Here is a 16,664-nt window from a genome sequence, read left to right as displayed (position 1 = left end):
ATCCTTTAGAAAAAGGGTTCTGGAACGGGAAAGTCTCCTGAATATGACCCCCATGACGGACTCATCCACTTCCCTTTGGGCCACTCGCCTCCGCCAAAACCAAGGAATCCGGTCCCTGATGGAGGATCTAGGCCAGGTGACAGGCCATCCAGACGAAATCCTTCTCGGAGGTGGAAATCCTGCCCATATCCCGGAAGTGGAAGAAATTTTTGCCGAATGTTTTCGCATCCTCGGAGAAGATCCGTCTTTACGTTCTCTTCTCGGTGACTACCAAGCTCCTATTGGAAATGATCGTTTTCGTTCCCTCGCTGCTGAATATCTATCTCCGCATTTTGGTTCCAATCTCACGAAAGATCAAATTGCTTTTTTTAATGGCAGCCAAAATGCTTATTCCTATTTACTCAATATCCATTCAGGATATATGAAAGATGGGAGTTTCAAAAAAATCCTTCTTCCTATCGTTCCGGAATACATTGGTTATGCGGACCAGTCCATTGAAGAGAATGCTTTTTTAGCAAAAAATCCAGAAGTCATCAAAACGGGAAACCATCGATTTCGTTATGCTTTAAACAAAACAGATTTCGACCTATCTGAGGTTGGTTCTGTTGCCCTCTCTCGTCCAACGAATCCCACAGGTAATGTTTTATCCAATGCAGACATTGATTGGATGGAAGAAAGGACCAAAAAAAAATCCATTCCCCTCCTCATTGACTTAGCCTATGGAAACCCTTTCCCCAACTTAATTGGGTCAGAAGATCCTATCAATTACAATGAAGGAAGAACTCTCTCTTTAAGTTTTTCTAAAATTGGTCTACCGGGTGTACGATTAGGGATCATCATCTCAAATCCAGAAACAATCGAAATCCTTTCTTCTTATGCTGCTGTAGGCAATCTTGCAGTGGGGAACCTCGGCGTTTATATGATGGAAATCCTCTTTCAAAAGAATATCCTACCACACTTATCAAAAAACATCTTACGTCCGTTTTATGACAAAAAAAGAGAACTAGCCATTTCTATTTTTGAATCTGAATTCAAAAAACATGGTATCGACTATGAAATTCATGACCCGATGGGTGGCTTTTTCCTTTGGATCCGGTTTCCATCCCTATCTGTATCCAACCACAAACTCTATCACCTTTGTAAAGATAAACGGCTCTTTATTGTTTCAGGACATTATTTCTTTCCGGGATTAAACTCTGATTTTTCCCATACCAAAGATTGCATACGTTTGACATATTGTCGTAAGGAAGAAGAATTAGCCAGGGGAGCCCATATCCTTGCGGAAATTGTGGCCTCTCACCAGGCGAAATCCCAATGAGCGAAGACAGTATTGATCTATCAGACACAGTCCTAGACAACCCCTCATCGAAAGAGGAAAGTTCTAACGATAGACCATCCGCGCAGTCTTATATTTTTTTGTCGGATTCGGTAGGAAGCCTCACACCCACTGCACGTTGTATCTTGGATGAACTCAAAGACTGGCACAAACGTGTAGAAAAACACGGCAGCAAAGAAAAACATGCATCTTACCTCATGACTGTGGACAAACTTCCAGAAGCCTTGGGTAAATACACCAATCTCGGTGCACAGGGTCGTTCGGAAAATGCCATCTACCATGCCCTTCGGCAAATTTTAGACATTGACCACCGTGGCCAAAATAGAGCCGCTTACGCCTATCCTTATCTCATCCGCACAGGTAGTAAAATCTCTTCTAAAATTGCTCTCGTCGCACCACAAAACGAGAATAAGACGGATACCCAACCATATAGGCAAGCTTGTTTTCGGTTCTCACAAGAACTCATCAAAGTCCTCCTTGAGAACCGTGCCAAAAAAGGAAGAAGTTGGGATGAGGACAATCCAGGAACCTTACTATTACAAAAGAATAAAGAAGGAAACACTTGGTTGTATCCCAAACTTGGATCCCTGGAAGCAGAGATTTCTTCTCTTGTAAGAAAAGGATTTGGAAGTCTACCATACATCCCTATGCCAGACTTTCTCCAAGACTTCACTGTTTTTGCTAGAGAACAAAACCTTGCACTTTCTATTCTTTCTGATTACCATATTGTCATTGATGAACTAAACATCTTACCCGATGGAAGTTTCAAAAGATTACCAGAAGTTGTGAACCAAATCCTAGCTCAAATGAACGGGTTAGAACATTTTACAAAAGATCAACTCACCAAACTTGCCAAAGATGCAAAGTATGAGTCTTTCCTTGCCACTTTTAGTGATTATATATCCAAACCAAAATTTTCTTCTTTAGATTCCAAAATGAATCCAGAAGAAGAAGTAAAAAAGTTTGTCTCTATTATTGAGAACTTTCCTTATCCCCCAGAAAAAGGAAACAAATCTCTTTCTATCAAAGAAACAATTGAACTCAGTGTAAAAATTTTAAAAAGACTTTCGGAAGAGAAAGGTTCCGTTCTCACCCGTAAAGACGATAGTATTTACGGAACAGTTAAAAATGCAGTCATCTCAAGGATTCCAGAACATACAAAAAATCACAACACTCTTCTTAGGATCAACTTTGAAGAAGAAGTGGCAAAGGCAGGAATCACCTCAGAAGAAAAAGCAAACGAATACATCAAACGCCTGAAAGATGATGTCTTCTCTGATCATTCCTATTACGAAGAAAAACTCCCCGACGGGAGATCCGTGTATTATGTAGTGGATCATGGTTATATGGCTGCGGTCATCCACAAACTAGCGTTTGAAGGCAGAACCAACCCGGAATACAAAAAACAATTGGGTTATGCTAAAATCATCAATCATAAACTATCCAATCCAAAACATCCGGAACTCAACAATAAACTCAAACCCGAGTTAATTGCCAAACTCAATGCAGATGTTAAAAACATGGAAGTGGAAGAATTGGAAAAAGAACGTTCCAATGAAATTCGGTCTAGATTCAATGTAGTTCCAGGAATTTTAACTTTTGTAGTGAGTACGCTGATATTCATCACTGGAGCTTATTACCTTCGTTCCGCGATGCCAATCTTCTTTGGTGTCCCTTTTTCGGTGGTACTTGGTTTTATGGCAGCAATCTACTTCCGCGAAAAAACAACCGAAGAGATTCGAGAAGACATCAAAAATTCGGGAAAGTTTTCTGGAGTCGGTGATTGGGGAAAACCAACCTACAGTTCTGGTGCTTCCACTTCTTTCGAAGATGAAGCAGAAACGAGTAAAAAAGAAGAGAAACTTTCTCATATCTATAAAGCCGCAGATAATTTCGTATTTCCAAAACGTTTTAATAAAATCACAGACAAAGTTTTGGATCCGAAGTCACTCCGATCCCGTATCTACGAAAATTTAGACAATATCAAACGTAATAACATGACTCTCGGCAAAGAAAAGGATGATGATAAAGTAGCCTCTACCGTGGAATACGCAGTTCTGCAATCCGTATCAACCATCCTCATTCCTGACGAAGTGGCAATTCGGGATCTTCCGAGTACCATTCTCATCAACCGCAACGATATGAAGTCTGCCCTCTTCCGTGGCCAACTTGCAGACCACTACAGGGAGGAAATGAACAAAAAGAAGTTCGATAAAAAATTGGTTAAATACTACACCTACCTCATCAACACGGTAGAGATGGAGTATTATAAATACCTTCCGAAAAAACGAGTTTAAATACTAAAATCATTTGATTCCCTAGGGGTCGCTCCTCCTATGGAGTTGATGTATCAAAACGGTATCGTACAATTTCCTATCATCATCATTGATGAAGATTTTCGTTCCGAAAATGCCAGTGGTCTTGGCATTCGAGCTATTGCAAAGGCCCTAGAAGGTGAAGGGATTGAAGTGCTGGGAGTTACCAGTTACGGAGATTTAACCAGTTTTGTACAACAACAAAGTCGGGCTTGTGGATTCATTCTTTCCATTGACGACGAAGAGTTCACTCCCGAAACAGAAGGCGAAGTTCCTGATGCGCTTCGCCAACTCAAAGATTTTGTGACGCAAGTTCGCCATAGAAACGCCGACATACCGTTGTTTCTTTATGGTGAAACAAGAACCAGTCGCCACATTCCTAATAGTATCTTAAAAGAACTCCACGGCTTCATTCATATGTTTGAAGACACTCCAGAGTTTATGGCCCGTGCCATTCACAGAGAAGTTAAGTCCTACTTAGATAGTTTGCCTCCACCATTTTTTCGGGCACTCACACAGTACGCGCATGACGGAAGTTATAGCTGGCACTGTCCTGGTCACTCCGGTGGTGTTGCGTTTTTAAAAAGTCCCGTAGGCCAAATGTTCCACCAATTTTTTGGCGAGAACATGTTACGAGCTGACGTTTGTAATGCAGTGGATGAACTAGGACAACTTCTGGATCATACAGGTCCCATTTCTGCCAGTGAAAGAAACGCAGCACGGATCTTTCAATGTGATAGTTTGTATTTTGTTACCAATGGAACATCCACTTCCAATAAAATTGTTTGGCATAGTACGGTAGCACCAGGAGACGTTGTGATTGTCGATCGTAACTGCCATAAAAGTATTCTCCATGCGATTACTATGACAGGAGCCATTCCTGTATTTCTTATGCCAACAAGGAACCATTTTGGAATCATTGGCCCTATTCCCAAATCCGAATTTAAATGGGAAAACATTCAGAAAAAAATTGCAGAACATCCATTTGCCAAAGATGTAAAAGGGAATCCAAGAATTCTTACCATAACCCAAAGTACTTATGATGGAATTCTTTATAATGTGGAAGACATCAAATCAGAGTTAGATGGCAAAATTTCAACCTTACATTTTGATGAAGCATGGCTCCCGCACGCATCTTTTCATAGATTTTACAAAGGAATGCATGCCATCGGATCTGATAGGCCTCGTCCGAAAGAAAGTATGATCTTTTCCACTCAGTCCACACATAAACTTCTAGCAGGACTCTCACAAGCAAGCCAGATCCTTGTACAAAACAGCGAAAAAGAAACCTTAGACAGAAACTTATTCAATGAAGCATTTTTAATGCATACAAGTACAAGTCCACAGTATGCCATCATTGCTTCTTGTGATGTGGCAGCTGCGATGATGGAAGCACCTGGAGGGAATGCCCTTGTAGAAGAGTCCATTGAGGAAGCACTCGATTTTCGTCGTGCCATGCGCAAAGTGGATTTAGAACTCGAAGAAGATTGGTGGTTCAGCGTTTGGGGCCCAGAAGCTCTAGTTGATGAAGGTGCCGGAGAAAGAGACGAATGGATTCTCAAAGCCAATGATCGTTGGCATGGGTTTGGTGACATTGCAGAAGGCTTCAACATGCTTGATCCCATCAAAGCAACTGTCATCACTCCTGGTATGAGTGTGGAAGGGGAATTTGCTGATTGGGGAATCCCTGCTCTTATCCTCACCAAATACTTAGCAGAACATGGAATCATCGTTGAAAAAACGGGACTTTATAGTTTCTTTATCATGTTTACGATTGGAATCACCAAAGGTCGCTGGAACACCATGGTGACCGAATTACAACAGTTTAAAGATGATTATGATTCCAACCAACCCCTCTGGCGTGTGATGCCCAAATTTACGACTACTTATCCCAAGTATGATCGAATTGGGTTACGAGATCTTTGCCAATCCATGCATGAAGTATATAGGGCGAACAATATCTCTCACCTAACAACGGAGATGTATTTGAGTCCCATGATCCCTGCCATGAAACCTTCGGAAGCTTTTTCTAAAATGGCACATAGAGACATCGAAAGAGTTCCAATTGATGAGTTAGAAGGAAGGATCACCTCTGTATTGTTAACACCATATCCTCCCGGAATTCCACTTCTGATTCCAGGAGAAAAGTTTAACATGACCATCATTCGGTATTTGCAATTTGCTCGTGAGTTTAATTCGAAGTTCCCAGGTTTTGAAACCGACATCCACGGCCTTGTGGAAGAAAAATCAGAATCAGGACACGTAACTTACTTTGTTGATTGTGTATCGGAATAAAAAGAAAAGATTTTAGAAAAACCAATATCAGGTTACGAACCTGGTATTGGTAAAGTCTCTTCATTCCCACTCGATCATACGAATCACATCTTTCAGGCAGTCTTCTCTCGTTCCTTGCTCGTGTTTCAACGATGGTAAACCGGAATACCATTTTCCATCCGGATACTTTAAATCCACCCAATAGGAAAAGAGAGTGGTGTCTCCATTATTATTTTTGATTTCTACATTCAAAAGTTTTAAATCAGAAACCCCTGTTTCTTTATAAAAGACTTCTCCATTGCGGGTGCGGATTCGGATTTTTTTTGGCACCACTTCATAGGTGATTCCTTTTTTTTCTTCTCGTTTTTGTTTCAGTTCCCAGGAATCAATCCGTATCGAATCTAGTTCGCTAGTTGATAACTTTTTTTTATAGAGAATTCCATCCTTAGAGTGCTCAAAAGACATCGACTGACTACCGCTAGATGATTCGCCACGAACTGTCCGTCCATCACAAAGAGTTAAGTTGAGAACCTTGGGATCGGTAGATTCTTTGTCACCTCGAGCGTTCCTTGGTTCTTTTGATTCTTCCAAAGGGATAGAGGGAAGAGTTGGCTCTTTCGGAAGGCGTGGTTCTGCGAGGATCGGAGAAAAAAATCCGAGGGTTCCTACCCAAAGAAAGAGTCGCAGCCGGATGAAGTTTTCCATATTCTGACCTTTATCCATGGATGCATTTCTGACTGCAACTTTTCAAACCCTTCCTTTGCCAGTTCTTTTGCTTATCATCATCGGTTCCATCCTAGTTTTGGGAAAAGCCGCTGATGTTCTAGTCGACGAGGCAGTTTCACTCTCTACCCGTTGGGGAGTTCCCAAAATGATCATTGGGGCAACCATTGTGAGTTTAGGCACAACCCTTCCCGAAGTTTCCGTATCGGTTCTTTCCGCCCTTGATGGAAATCCAGGGATCGCATTAGGAAATGCTGTGGGTTCGATTATCTGTGACACGGGTCTCATTTTGGGAATTGCCATCCTCATTTCTCCACCTGACATCGACAAACGACTTGTCAACCGCCAAGGGTGGATCCAAGTTCTTTCTGGATTTTTACTTGTGTTTGCAGCCCTCCCCTGGTCCAACCTAACATCTGCTTTTTCCACAGGCGGGCGAATTGAGCAAGGCACAGGATTTGTATTTTTATTACTCCTCGCAGTCTATATTTATTTTAGCATTCGTTGGTCTCGTTCCAAACCCGGAGAAGTAGAAGCCGGTATCGAAGCCACAACAGAATTCGATGAATCGCCTTTTTGGATTCTTTTCTTAAAACTCGTTGCTGCCATTACTTTGGTCATCTTATCGTCTAAAGTCCTGATCCCTTCTGTGCAAGAAACGGCAGTTAGACTATCAATTCCTGATTCTATTATTGGTGCGACGCTTGTTGCTTTTGGAACTTCTTTACCGGAACTAGTAACTGCCATCCAAGCCTCTAGACGAGGCCACTCGGAACTTGCTGTGGGAAATATCATTGGAGCCGATATTCTAAATGTGCTTTTTGTATCAGGTGCTGCAGCGGCCGTTACTCGCGGTGGGTTAGAAGCTCCGGTTAGTTTTTTTACATTTTACTTTCCGTCGATGTTAATTGTTCTCATCCTCTTCCGACTAGGAATTGTTTTTTCTAAAGACAAAATCAAACGACCGTTTGGTTTATTTTTACTTTTTATTTACGTCCTAGCAACTGTTGCTGGCTTTGTTTTTAAAGGGTAAAATTGAAACCCAACCCACCATCTCTTCCCATTGCAGAAGGGATGGTTCGTTTTTCTTTCCATTCTTCATAACTCATAATTTCAGAATCGACTTTCTCTTTTTTGATCTCTTGTGTATAAAACAAGGGAACGGCACCCTGGCGTAGCAAGAACCGCCCACCTTCATTATCAAATTGTTTGGGATGATCAAATACATAAATCTCACGATTTTGTTCCATGGCACTGTAAGCAGTCGAAATGGTTCCCGACTTTCTCCCCGACTCCATAATGTACACCCTCTCGACAAGACCAGAGATCACACGATTGCGTTTGGGGAATGTCCATTTAGCGGGTTCTGTTTTTAAAAGAAATTCAGAAAGGAGGAGTTGGTTCGGATCTTCTTTGATTCGTTTGTATAAATCACGATTTCCAGGAGGATATTCTATCCCAAGAGTGGTTCCAAGAACTCCTACCACGGGAACACCAAATTCTAATGCCGATAGGAATGCCTTACGATCAATTCCAAGAGCCATACCCGAAACAACCGCCAAATTTTTGTTTGTTGATAGTAACCTCACCAACTCTTTTGTCGCAACAAGGGAAACAGGGGATGACTTTCTTGTGCCAACGATGGCAACTAATTGAGATTGTAATAAACTAAGATTCCCTAAACAAACAATGACCAAAGGAGGATCATAAATCTCTTTCAAATTTTTAGGAAATTCTGGATCATAAAAATGGACGAGCTTCCATTGAGGGTCTTTACGTTCTTCCCAAGATATACATTCCTGCAAACAATCATTCCAAAATTCCTCTTCGAAATAACTGGGAAGGGAATGATATAAATCTAGGAAGTTTGAAAATTTACGCCAAACCCTTGTTTTACGTAGAAAACTAGAAATTCGCGGATGCCCTAAAATTGAAACGACCACAACTAGTGAGGTCAGTTTGGCTTATTTTGGGCCCCTAATTGATTTAAGTTTTTGATGACATTACGATAAGATGAGTTTTCATCTAAGGGTTCGCGGATGTTTCCTTTTTCTTTCATCTCTTCTAAAATCGATTTGATCCGAGTGTATTCATCATAGGCTAAATTCGATTTACCTATTTGGTATAAAAAATTTGCCTTAGCGAAACGAGCGGGAACGTTGTATGGTTCTTTCCGTAAGATTTGATCCAGAAGGGAGAAGGCTGTTTCCACTTCATCATACCCACTTCCAAGTTTTCCATTCCACGCCTCATCCTTTAGAGATGAATCAAAATAAATGAGAGCCAACTGAAAAGGAAATCGAGAATCTTCTTTGTCCAATTTGGAAAGTTGTTTGAATAAACCAATGGCTCGAGTTCGACGAACGGGTTCCCAACCCATATCTTTCGATGCATTGGCATAGGCAACTGCCGTTTCATATAACAACTGTTTGTCTAACTTCCCTGACTGAATGGCTTTTTCAAAAAAAGGCAAAGCTGATTCGTAAGAATGAATTTCAAATCCACCTTGTTTGGCGTTGGGAAGACTTTCCGTAATGGCTTCTTCATAATAACGTGCGCCCAAATCAGAAGAACCAGCTCTCATATAAGCCCGGGCAATTTTCCAAGAAAGTGCTGCCGATTGGTTGGACTTCTGAACCATTTTTCGGATCCGTTTGTCCATCTCTTCAATTTCAGCCCCTTCCAAAGCCAATTTTTCTTTCCAATTCACAATGTCTTTCTCAGAGGGGAGTTCTCCCCCAATGCGTTTGCGGTATTTGGATTCGGTCAGTGACTTGAGATAGTCACAACCAATCAAACTAAAGCCTAGCAGGAAAATTAGAAAACCAAGTGGCAAGGAAACCAAAGAAAACCTGCTGTTTTTTGTGCCCATCGGTTCGATTTTAGTTTCTTTCTTTTGGATGAAAAGAAAAAAATGTGATTATGTCTCATAGTTTTCGAAGGTTGAGTGAATCAGATCTTCCCCTCATCCTCCAGTGGGAATCCTTATGTTTTCCTGGAGAGGAATGGACAGATAAAATGATCCAAACCCATCTAGAATTCCATGTGGCTTTTGGTATGGGAGACCAGGAAACAAAGAGTTATGCTCTTGTTTGTGAAACTCCTTGGGAGATTGAAATCTTCCGGATTGCAACACTCCCCAACTATCGAAAGTTAGGTTTAGCAAAAGAGCTAGTGTTTGCACTTTTCCAAGAATTTCCAAAAAAAGAATTCTTTTTGGAAGTGAAAGAATCAAATACGGCGGCCATTCGACTTTACGAGTCCGTTGGATTTATAGAATTAGAGAGACGTAAAAAATACTATCCGGATGGATCTACCGCTGTCCTGATGAAAAGGAATCCCGACGAATGAAAAATGCATATGTTACAGGCGCATCCCAAGGAATTGGAAAAGAATTTGTTCGAGCCCTTGCCAAAGATTATAATGTCTTTTTAATTTCCCGTACGGAATCCGATTTAAAAAAAGTAATTTTAGAATTAGAACCAAAATCTCGCGGTATCTTAAAATATTTTGCACTTGATCTTACCAAAAAGAAAGATGTAGAAGAACTTGCAGAAATTATTTCAAAAGATAAGGATGCGGAACTTGTTGTGAATAATGCTGGGTTCGGAACTGTAGGAGAGTTTGCCGCGTTACCTCTTGATAAAGAACTCGATGAAGTAAATCTAAATATCAAAACTTTGGTTCATTTAAGCCACGTTGCCCTCAATAGGTTCAAAAAAAATAAAAAAGGTTATTTGATTAACGTAGCGTCTATCGCGGGTTATTTGCCAGCACCAGGCAGTGCCATCTATGCTGCCACCAAAGCATTCGTAAAATCATTCACAGAGTCCATCCATGAAGAAGCGAAACTTCATGGAATTTATGTACAGGCACTTTGCCCTGGACTCACCCATTCTGACTTCCACCAAAGGGCAGGAATTAACAAATCCAAATATCCATCTTTTATGTGGCAAGATGCCGATGTTGTTGTTGAGGAATCATTAGATGCCCTTCGTTATAATCAAGCAGTATGTATCACAGGTTCATTCAACCAAGGTGCCGTTACTGTTTCCGAACTGATCCCACGAGGTTTTTTACGAAAGTTAAGTGGGAAATACTTAAAACTAGAAGAGGATTAGGATGGACGTTGCTAAATTAGACGCCTGGTATCGTAGACTACTTATTATTTTTTCCATCATTGGTGGAGGTTTCCAATTATACTACGAAGGTAATGTTTGGGTTAATGCGGTTTTTGTGATCCTTATGGCTGGAATGGTTGGATATTTCACCAATTTCCTAGCAATCAAAATGTTATTTCAACCTAAACATGGTAAGGTGCTCGGCTGGTCCGGCCTTGTTCCCAAAAACAAATCAAAAATTGCAAAATCTCTTGGGGAAAGTATCCAAAGTAATTTATTACATCCTGACATTATTTTAACCTACATCTACGAACGTAATCTTGTCGAAACAGGAATCCAAAAAATTGTCAAAGAAATCGATGAAGCCATCCATAACGATGAAATTCGTACGGTGCTTGTGACAAAAATCATTTCTATGTTAAAGGAAAGAGGACCTGAAATTTTAGAAGTCATCTTTGATTTTTCGGAAGAGACTATGAAAAAGATGGCGGAACGACCCGAGGAAGTTCAAAAACTTTGGGATTATACAAAGGAACGCCTAACGTATTATCTAACAGAAGAAACCAATCGCGAGGAACTGGGAAAACAACTCCGAGTGGTGCTTTTAGAAGAAATGCCTAAACTCGCAAACTTACTCAACGAAGGTTTAGAGGAATATTTAAAAACAAGAAGTACTCTTGGCAAAATTGGGATCGGAGTGAAAAAGATTTTTTCTTTTAATGAAGATGCTATCCGTGAACTTTTAGAACGTTTTGTCAAAGATCCAGAAACCTCAGACCAATTTATGAAGATGATGGATGAAATGATGGGTGGTCTCCAAGAACGACTAAACTCTAAAGAAACTCAAGAATTCATAACAGGAAAAATTTCCAATTGGTTAGATGCTAGTGGAGACTATGCAAGACAAAACCTTTTACCTTCCGGGATTGAAAGGTTACAATCTTATTTGGACGACCCCAACAACTGGGAAGAAATCGAAAAGAATTTCTTTCGTGCGGTAGATTGGGTAAAAAAACGCCTTCTCGAATTTATGAATAGTGAAGAAGGGAAAGTTTATCTCAAAACCAATATTGAAAAATTTGTTCACAATATTAATGTTACAGCTCTGGTAGAAGAACGAGTGATGGCCCTTGACACCGATGATTTAGAAAAAATGATTTTGGATAATACAGGCGGAAATCTAGTCGTAATACAGTTCTTAGGTGGAATTTTAGGAATGATTGCAGGACTTATCCAAGTTCATATTTATTTTTCCGTGCCTGTGGGAGCTCTTGTTCTCATTACCTATATTGCTCACTATAGAAACCAAAAACGGATTGTAGTAGAGGGATCGTAAAAATAATGAATTTAAAAAACAATTTCGGGAGAGTCACATTTCTCATTTTTTTTTCGACATTGATTTTATCCACATCACAATGTGCTAAAAAAAATGGTTTTGTTAGACTTATTCCCCCTGAATCAGAAACAGGACTTTTGTATTTGATCCGTCCAGAACAAGTTTCCCTTGCTCTTTGGGACTATGATTGTATTTTATCTCGTTATCCTGGGAAATTTTCTTCCCAAATCCAACCAATACCCATTTACAAAATACAATTGGAAAACGCTTCGTTAGGTTATCTTAGATTACAAGAAGGTACATATAGATTGGATGTAATTGGAAAACAGGATGTTACCAAAGTATTTCAAATCAAAAAAGGGGAGGAAAAATACATAGAATTTAAAATCTTCAGTGAAACCAGATTCAGCAGAAGCGAAATGACCTTCCGCGAAACCGATAAAGAATTTACTTTGGGCGAAATTCTATCCGTTCCCTTGTTCGTAGAACGCCCGTTTGAATCAGTACAAATGCCGATTGAGTAAAACTAAAAAATCTTTGGCAAACTTTGACTGACCCAAATTCATCCAGTCAACATGCCCTCCTCCACGAATTTCCCAAAAAACCTTCGGTTCTCCAGCCAAACCAAAAATCTGTTTTCCATTCTCAAAAAATACAACCGTATCTTCTGTACCATGAATGATGAGGATCGGAATGGGAGATAAATTTGCAATCGAATCACGAGGACTTGTATGGTCATGGAAAAGCCAAGAAAACAAGTTTCCTATCGGCGGAAACAAAACATGATTCATTGTTTGTTTGGCAACTTCTCTGTAGGAAGGGAAAGAACCATCGATGCAGAATAACACAATTTCCTTTTTCTCTTCCCAATCGGCAACAGCTCGCATAGCAACAGCACCACCCAGACTTTGTCCATAAACAATGAGTTTTGATTCTTTTTCTTTGGTTTCCTTTAGTGCGAAGTCTAATACAAGTTTACTATCTTCTAAAATATCCTCTGGATCCGGCTCTCCTTCTGATTCACCATACCCTCGGTAATCAAAAACAATCAGTTCATAACCATGATTCACAAGCCAAACTAGAGATATAAAATGAGAACTCATGTTTTGACCATTCCCATGAAATTGTAAAATTACCGCTTTGGGTTTTTCAAACTTTTGAGAATAGATTTTCCATACATTGAGTTTCAATCCATCTTTTGTCGTAATGGAAACAGGGGTGTAAGAAAATCCCATCTGTTTTGGCGTAAAATATGTTTCTTTCGTTGGATGGTAGTATAACGAAGAACAGTTTAAAAAAAGAAAATTAAAACAAATAATGATAAGATATAAGAGCTTCTTCATAAAACCTTTCTCCGTTTACTTCTACGCGCAATTCATGTGTATTTGAAAAGGCGTATCTAATTTTAAATGTAGCATAATAAGTATTTAAGTTCTGACTGAGTTGATAATTTTGAGCAGTGGCCCCTGTATAAACTTTCCAATTACCCAACTCCTTTTGATAGAGCAAACTGAAATTAACGCCATAACGAACATTATTTTCAAACATCCTACCATTTTGAGCCTTAACCCCACCAAGAACAGTTAACACTCCTAAACTCATCGGGTTTTTTCCAAATTCGTTTGAAAATGAATATCCCATTCGCAAATCAAAATTACCCACTTGTTTTCGTAAGGTTTCATCATTATTTCGATAAACGGCCGTTTGTACCCCAGTATCTAACATATAAGAAAAATCTTTAGAAATAGAATTAAAAGGATTAATCGATGTTACCTTGATAACACTCATCGAAGTTAGTTCCGGCTTTTTGTTTTCATAAGCTCTTATCGTTGTATCAAAAAAAGCCAATTCAGAATTGGGAGCATGTCCTTTACTGACATTCAACAAATCATGATAGGCAATTCTATACTGAAACTCTGCAAAATTCCCGAGCGAAGAAGCTCCAAATGATGTGGCTACCCGACTAAGAGGATGGGAAGCCTCGGGCGGTGTAGACAAGGGGATTTGTTCGTTTATATTGTATTCATCACTTTGTTTACTCCGAAAAACGAGCAACTTATCATAGTATTCTTTATGTTTTTTCGGAACTTCATTCTTTGTTGCATAACGATAACGATAAGTATCCAAAACAGCATCTGTGATCAAAGATAACCGAAGAGTTTCTTTTGGTTCAGGAAGAAACGCATTTTCAAAACGGATCATATCAAAGTATGTTGTTCGTTCCTCTTCCGTCATATCATAGAGTTTATATTTAATTTTAGAATAAAGTGAAGGACGATATTTCTGGGAAACTACAAGTCCATCCTCAGCTAAATAAATTTTAATTGTATCACTTGGAGCAACAATCCAACCAGGTTTATTACTGATATTTAATTCAGGCATTGCTACTTCTAAAATTTCCATCAAATGATAAGAACAGTTCTCATTGATAAAATAATAATCAAAGTCAGCTCTTCCCATCTCCCATAGGTGGCGTAAAAACCTTTCTCTTTCTTCTGGTTTTAATTTGAGTTTGTATTCCCAAATGTCGCGGCTTTCCATATCATTGTATTCATTGACTTTCAAATAGTAAGGAAAAATAGCAAAAGATCCAGGATATCCTCCCGTCAAACCCTTGTAAGAATAGGAAAACGCATTCATTTCCCCAGGAGTCGCTGCATAGTTCACACCATAGTCCAAAAGTTCCGCGTTTTCATTTACCTTATTATTGAGTTTGATCAAAGTATGACCAAACATAGAGGCTGGTGCTTGCATATAATAAGAAGAAAAAATGACAGATAAAGAATCAGGATTTAATGAATCCTTCCAAACCTCAAACCGAGGACACTTAACTTCAGCTAAACGCCCAGAATCAAAATTCAACTTTTCTTTCAGCCAATGGTATCTTTCTGGATAAGAACATTGTGGGTGTAATAAACCATCTAAAATAGGTTCATCGGTAAAAAAACTATGGAGAGTTGCAATGAGTTCTTTTTCAGGATTATATTTCCCTGATTCGGAAAGAAAATAACGTTTGTTATCCACCTCACTTTCCCAAAACCCCCATCGTGTTTTTTTAAAACGCATGAGTCGATACCAATGCCTATCTTCTGATAAATGTTTTTCCTTCGCTTCATTAACAAGTTCCTGAAGGTATTGTTGTGCTTTCGGAGACTTGGGAATGTTCTCCCCTTGTATTCGAGAGGTGCGAAAATCAAGTTCGAGAATATCTGCATTGCCAAGAGGTTCTATAGCCCCAAGCGAAGAAGTAAAGATGATGATGAAAAGGGTTAGTAGGTACAGAGGAAACACCAGAGTATCCAAATGATTGAATACTCTGATTTTTTATAAAGGATTAGATTTTGCAGTAATTTTTTACTGTTTGGTCTTTTTCCAAAGTTTCATGAAGATTAGACAACATTAAACTAGGGTTTGCTTTAGATTCTTCAGTGAAGATTCTAGAGTAGTTTTCTTTCACAACTTCATTGAAACGAACACCAGATTTACATTCGAAAAGAGTCGCTAGGTTAGAAAGTTTTTCACCTTTACCAGCTGCCATTTCTTGTTCTAAGCTATCAAAGTTCATGTGAACGTAAATTTCACGTGCATGTTCTTTTTGAGCAACACCGTCAGCTGTACAGTTAGATGTTCCTGTAGTGATACCGAAAGTTTGGCTTCCCGCAGTTCCGTTAGTTGTAGCCGCAAGAACTTGGTTACCACCAGGTAATACAAGAGTTCCAAGACCACATCCAGCCATACCGTATTTAGGTGCAGCAGACATTTGTGAAGCAAGAAGAATCATAGAGATTCCGATTGTGGAGATGAGTGTTAACTTTTTCATTTTATTTCATATCTCCTTAGATTTGTGAACAAGACTTAGCGAGGATTTTATCGCTTTTTACTTCAGATTTAACAGCTGAAAGTACACTTGCAGGTGTTGAGTCTTCAGTGATGAGTTTAGCGTAGTTTTCTTTCGTTACTTGGCCAAATCTTGAAATAGAATCGCTAGAACAACCAAGAAGGTTTCCAAGAGATTCTAATTTTTCACCTTTTCCAGAAGCCATTTCTTGGCCTAAAGAATCGTAGTTCATAGTGATGAACAACTCTTGAACTTTGTCTTGTTTTACAACGCCGTCAGCAGTACAATTGGATGTTCCAGATGTAATACCGAAAGTTTGGTTGTAATAGATACCGTTTGAAGTTGCAGCAAAAATCTGAGTTTTGTCATTGGTCGTGATGATCAATGACCCCAAACCGCAACCAGCCATACCATACTTTTTTGCTTCTACAGCAGTAGATGTCATAGTGACAGCTACAACAGCAGCAGACAAAAATAGGATTGAGGTAATTCTTTTTCCCATTTCGAATTCTCCTTTTGAAACTTTCGAATCAAATTCCGACGAAGACTATTCGATCTTTACGATTCGTCAAAAACTTTTTTGACTAGAATTAGAATTTCTTTCCTAAATGTTAAAGCGACAAAAAAGACTTAGAATCAGAGTAAAGGAACCATGGGCCGTATAACCCCTGCTTTTGTTTCAATTTGATGAAACAAATTCTCTGAATGGAATTCAGAATTT

The 16,664-nt window shown here is 39.4% G+C and carries 15 protein-coding genes; 8 read left to right on the top strand and 7 right to left on the bottom strand.

Annotated elements, in window-relative coordinates; translation table 11 throughout:
• The first annotated feature begins 43 nt into the window (after nt 1–43).
• Genes CH361_RS06050 through CH361_RS06040 form a run of 3 tightly spaced genes read left to right on the top strand, consistent with a single transcriptional unit; the run spans nt 44 to nt 5,946 of the window.
• The gene (locus CH361_RS06050) at nt 44–1,318 is read left to right on the top strand and encodes a valine--pyruvate transaminase (RefSeq protein WP_100789912.1); all 1,275 of its coding nucleotides are present in this window, start codon (nt 44–46) and stop codon (nt 1,316–1,318) included.
• Nucleotides 1,315–3,633, top strand: coding sequence for a hypothetical protein (locus tag CH361_RS06045; protein ID WP_100789911.1), 2,319 nt, complete (start codon nt 1,315–1,317; stop codon nt 3,631–3,633). Before CH361_RS06050 ends, CH361_RS06045 begins: the two co-directional genes overlap by 4 nt.
• 48 nt (nt 3,634–3,681) lie before the next feature.
• A complete protein-coding gene (locus CH361_RS06040) occupies nt 3,682–5,946 on the top strand; it encodes an arginine/lysine/ornithine decarboxylase (protein ID WP_100790045.1) in 2,265 nt (754 codons plus the stop codon).
• Between the two features lie 60 nt (nt 5,947–6,006).
• Here CH361_RS06040 and CH361_RS06035 read toward each other — a convergent pair whose 3' ends face one another.
• Entirely contained in the window at nt 6,007–6,648 is a 642-nt protein-coding gene (locus CH361_RS06035; RefSeq protein ID WP_100789910.1) for a hypothetical protein, read from the bottom strand.
• Between CH361_RS06035 and CH361_RS06030 the strand changes: the two genes are divergently transcribed.
• The gene (locus CH361_RS06030) at nt 6,647–7,681 is read left to right on the top strand and encodes a calcium/sodium antiporter (RefSeq protein ID WP_100789909.1); all 1,035 of its coding nucleotides are present in this window, start codon (nt 6,647–6,649) and stop codon (nt 7,679–7,681) included. The two genes, CH361_RS06035 and CH361_RS06030, sit on opposite strands and share 2 nt — an antisense overlap.
• On the opposite strand, the gene CH361_RS06025 is transcribed toward CH361_RS06030, so the two are convergent.
• Nucleotides 7,671–8,591, bottom strand: a complete 921-nt coding sequence (locus CH361_RS06025; protein ID WP_100789908.1) for a DNA-processing protein DprA — start codon at nt 8,589–8,591, stop codon at nt 7,671–7,673. The genes CH361_RS06030 and CH361_RS06025 overlap by 11 nt on opposite strands.
• A gap of 11 nt (nt 8,592–8,602) precedes the next feature.
• Nucleotides 8,603–9,520 carry a tetratricopeptide repeat protein gene (locus CH361_RS06020; protein ID WP_100789907.1) on the bottom strand — a complete coding sequence of 306 codons (918 nt, stop codon included), beginning with the start codon at nt 9,518–9,520 and terminating at the stop codon, nt 8,603–8,605.
• Nucleotides 9,521–9,570: 50 nt separating this feature from the next.
• Between CH361_RS06020 and CH361_RS06015 the strand changes: the two genes are divergently transcribed.
• From CH361_RS06015 to CH361_RS06000, 4 genes are read left to right on the top strand one after another with little or no spacing between them, the layout of a single operon-like run.
• Nucleotides 9,571–9,999, top strand: coding sequence for a GNAT family N-acetyltransferase (locus tag CH361_RS06015; protein ID WP_100789906.1), 429 nt, complete (start codon nt 9,571–9,573; stop codon nt 9,997–9,999).
• Nucleotides 9,996–10,769, top strand: a complete 774-nt coding sequence (locus CH361_RS06010) for an SDR family NAD(P)-dependent oxidoreductase (RefSeq protein WP_100789905.1) — start codon at nt 9,996–9,998, stop codon at nt 10,767–10,769. The genes CH361_RS06015 and CH361_RS06010 overlap by 4 nt, the downstream gene beginning before the upstream one ends.
• Before the next feature lies 1 nt (nt 10,770).
• Nucleotides 10,771–12,105 carry a DUF445 family protein gene (locus CH361_RS06005; protein ID WP_100789904.1) on the top strand — a complete coding sequence of 445 codons (1,335 nt, stop codon included), beginning with the start codon at nt 10,771–10,773 and terminating at the stop codon, nt 12,103–12,105.
• Between the two features lie 5 nt (nt 12,106–12,110).
• Nucleotides 12,111–12,629: a hypothetical protein gene (locus tag CH361_RS06000; protein WP_100789903.1), complete on the top strand. Its 519-nt coding sequence runs from the start codon at nt 12,111–12,113 to the stop codon at nt 12,627–12,629.
• Here CH361_RS06000 and CH361_RS05995 read toward each other — a convergent pair.
• From CH361_RS05995 to CH361_RS05980, 4 genes are read right to left on the bottom strand one after another with little or no spacing between them, the layout of a single operon-like run.
• Nucleotides 12,606–13,448: an alpha/beta hydrolase gene (locus CH361_RS05995; protein ID WP_100789902.1), complete on the bottom strand. Its 843-nt coding sequence runs from the start codon at nt 13,446–13,448 to the stop codon at nt 12,606–12,608. The two genes, CH361_RS06000 and CH361_RS05995, sit on opposite strands and share 24 nt — an antisense overlap.
• Entirely contained in the window at nt 13,411–15,396 is a 1,986-nt protein-coding gene (locus CH361_RS05990; protein ID WP_100790044.1) for an Lnb N-terminal periplasmic domain-containing protein, read from the bottom strand. Before CH361_RS05990 ends, CH361_RS05995 begins: the two co-directional genes overlap by 38 nt.
• A gap of 43 nt (nt 15,397–15,439) precedes the next feature.
• On the bottom strand, nt 15,440–15,925 hold the full coding sequence (locus CH361_RS05985; protein WP_100789901.1) for a DUF3015 family protein: 486 nt from the start codon (nt 15,923–15,925) through the stop codon (nt 15,440–15,442).
• Nucleotides 15,926–15,941: 16 nt separating this feature from the next.
• A complete protein-coding gene (locus CH361_RS05980; RefSeq protein WP_100789900.1) occupies nt 15,942–16,445 on the bottom strand; it encodes a DUF3015 domain-containing protein in 504 nt (167 codons plus the stop codon).
• Nucleotides 16,446–16,664 lie beyond the last annotated feature (219 nt).

The organism is Leptospira brenneri, from assembly GCF_002812125.1.
In the GTDB taxonomy this organism is placed as follows: Bacteria; Spirochaetota; Leptospiria; order Leptospirales; family Leptospiraceae; genus Leptospira_A; species Leptospira_A brenneri.
This window is presented reverse-complemented; position numbering and strand designations above follow the sequence as displayed.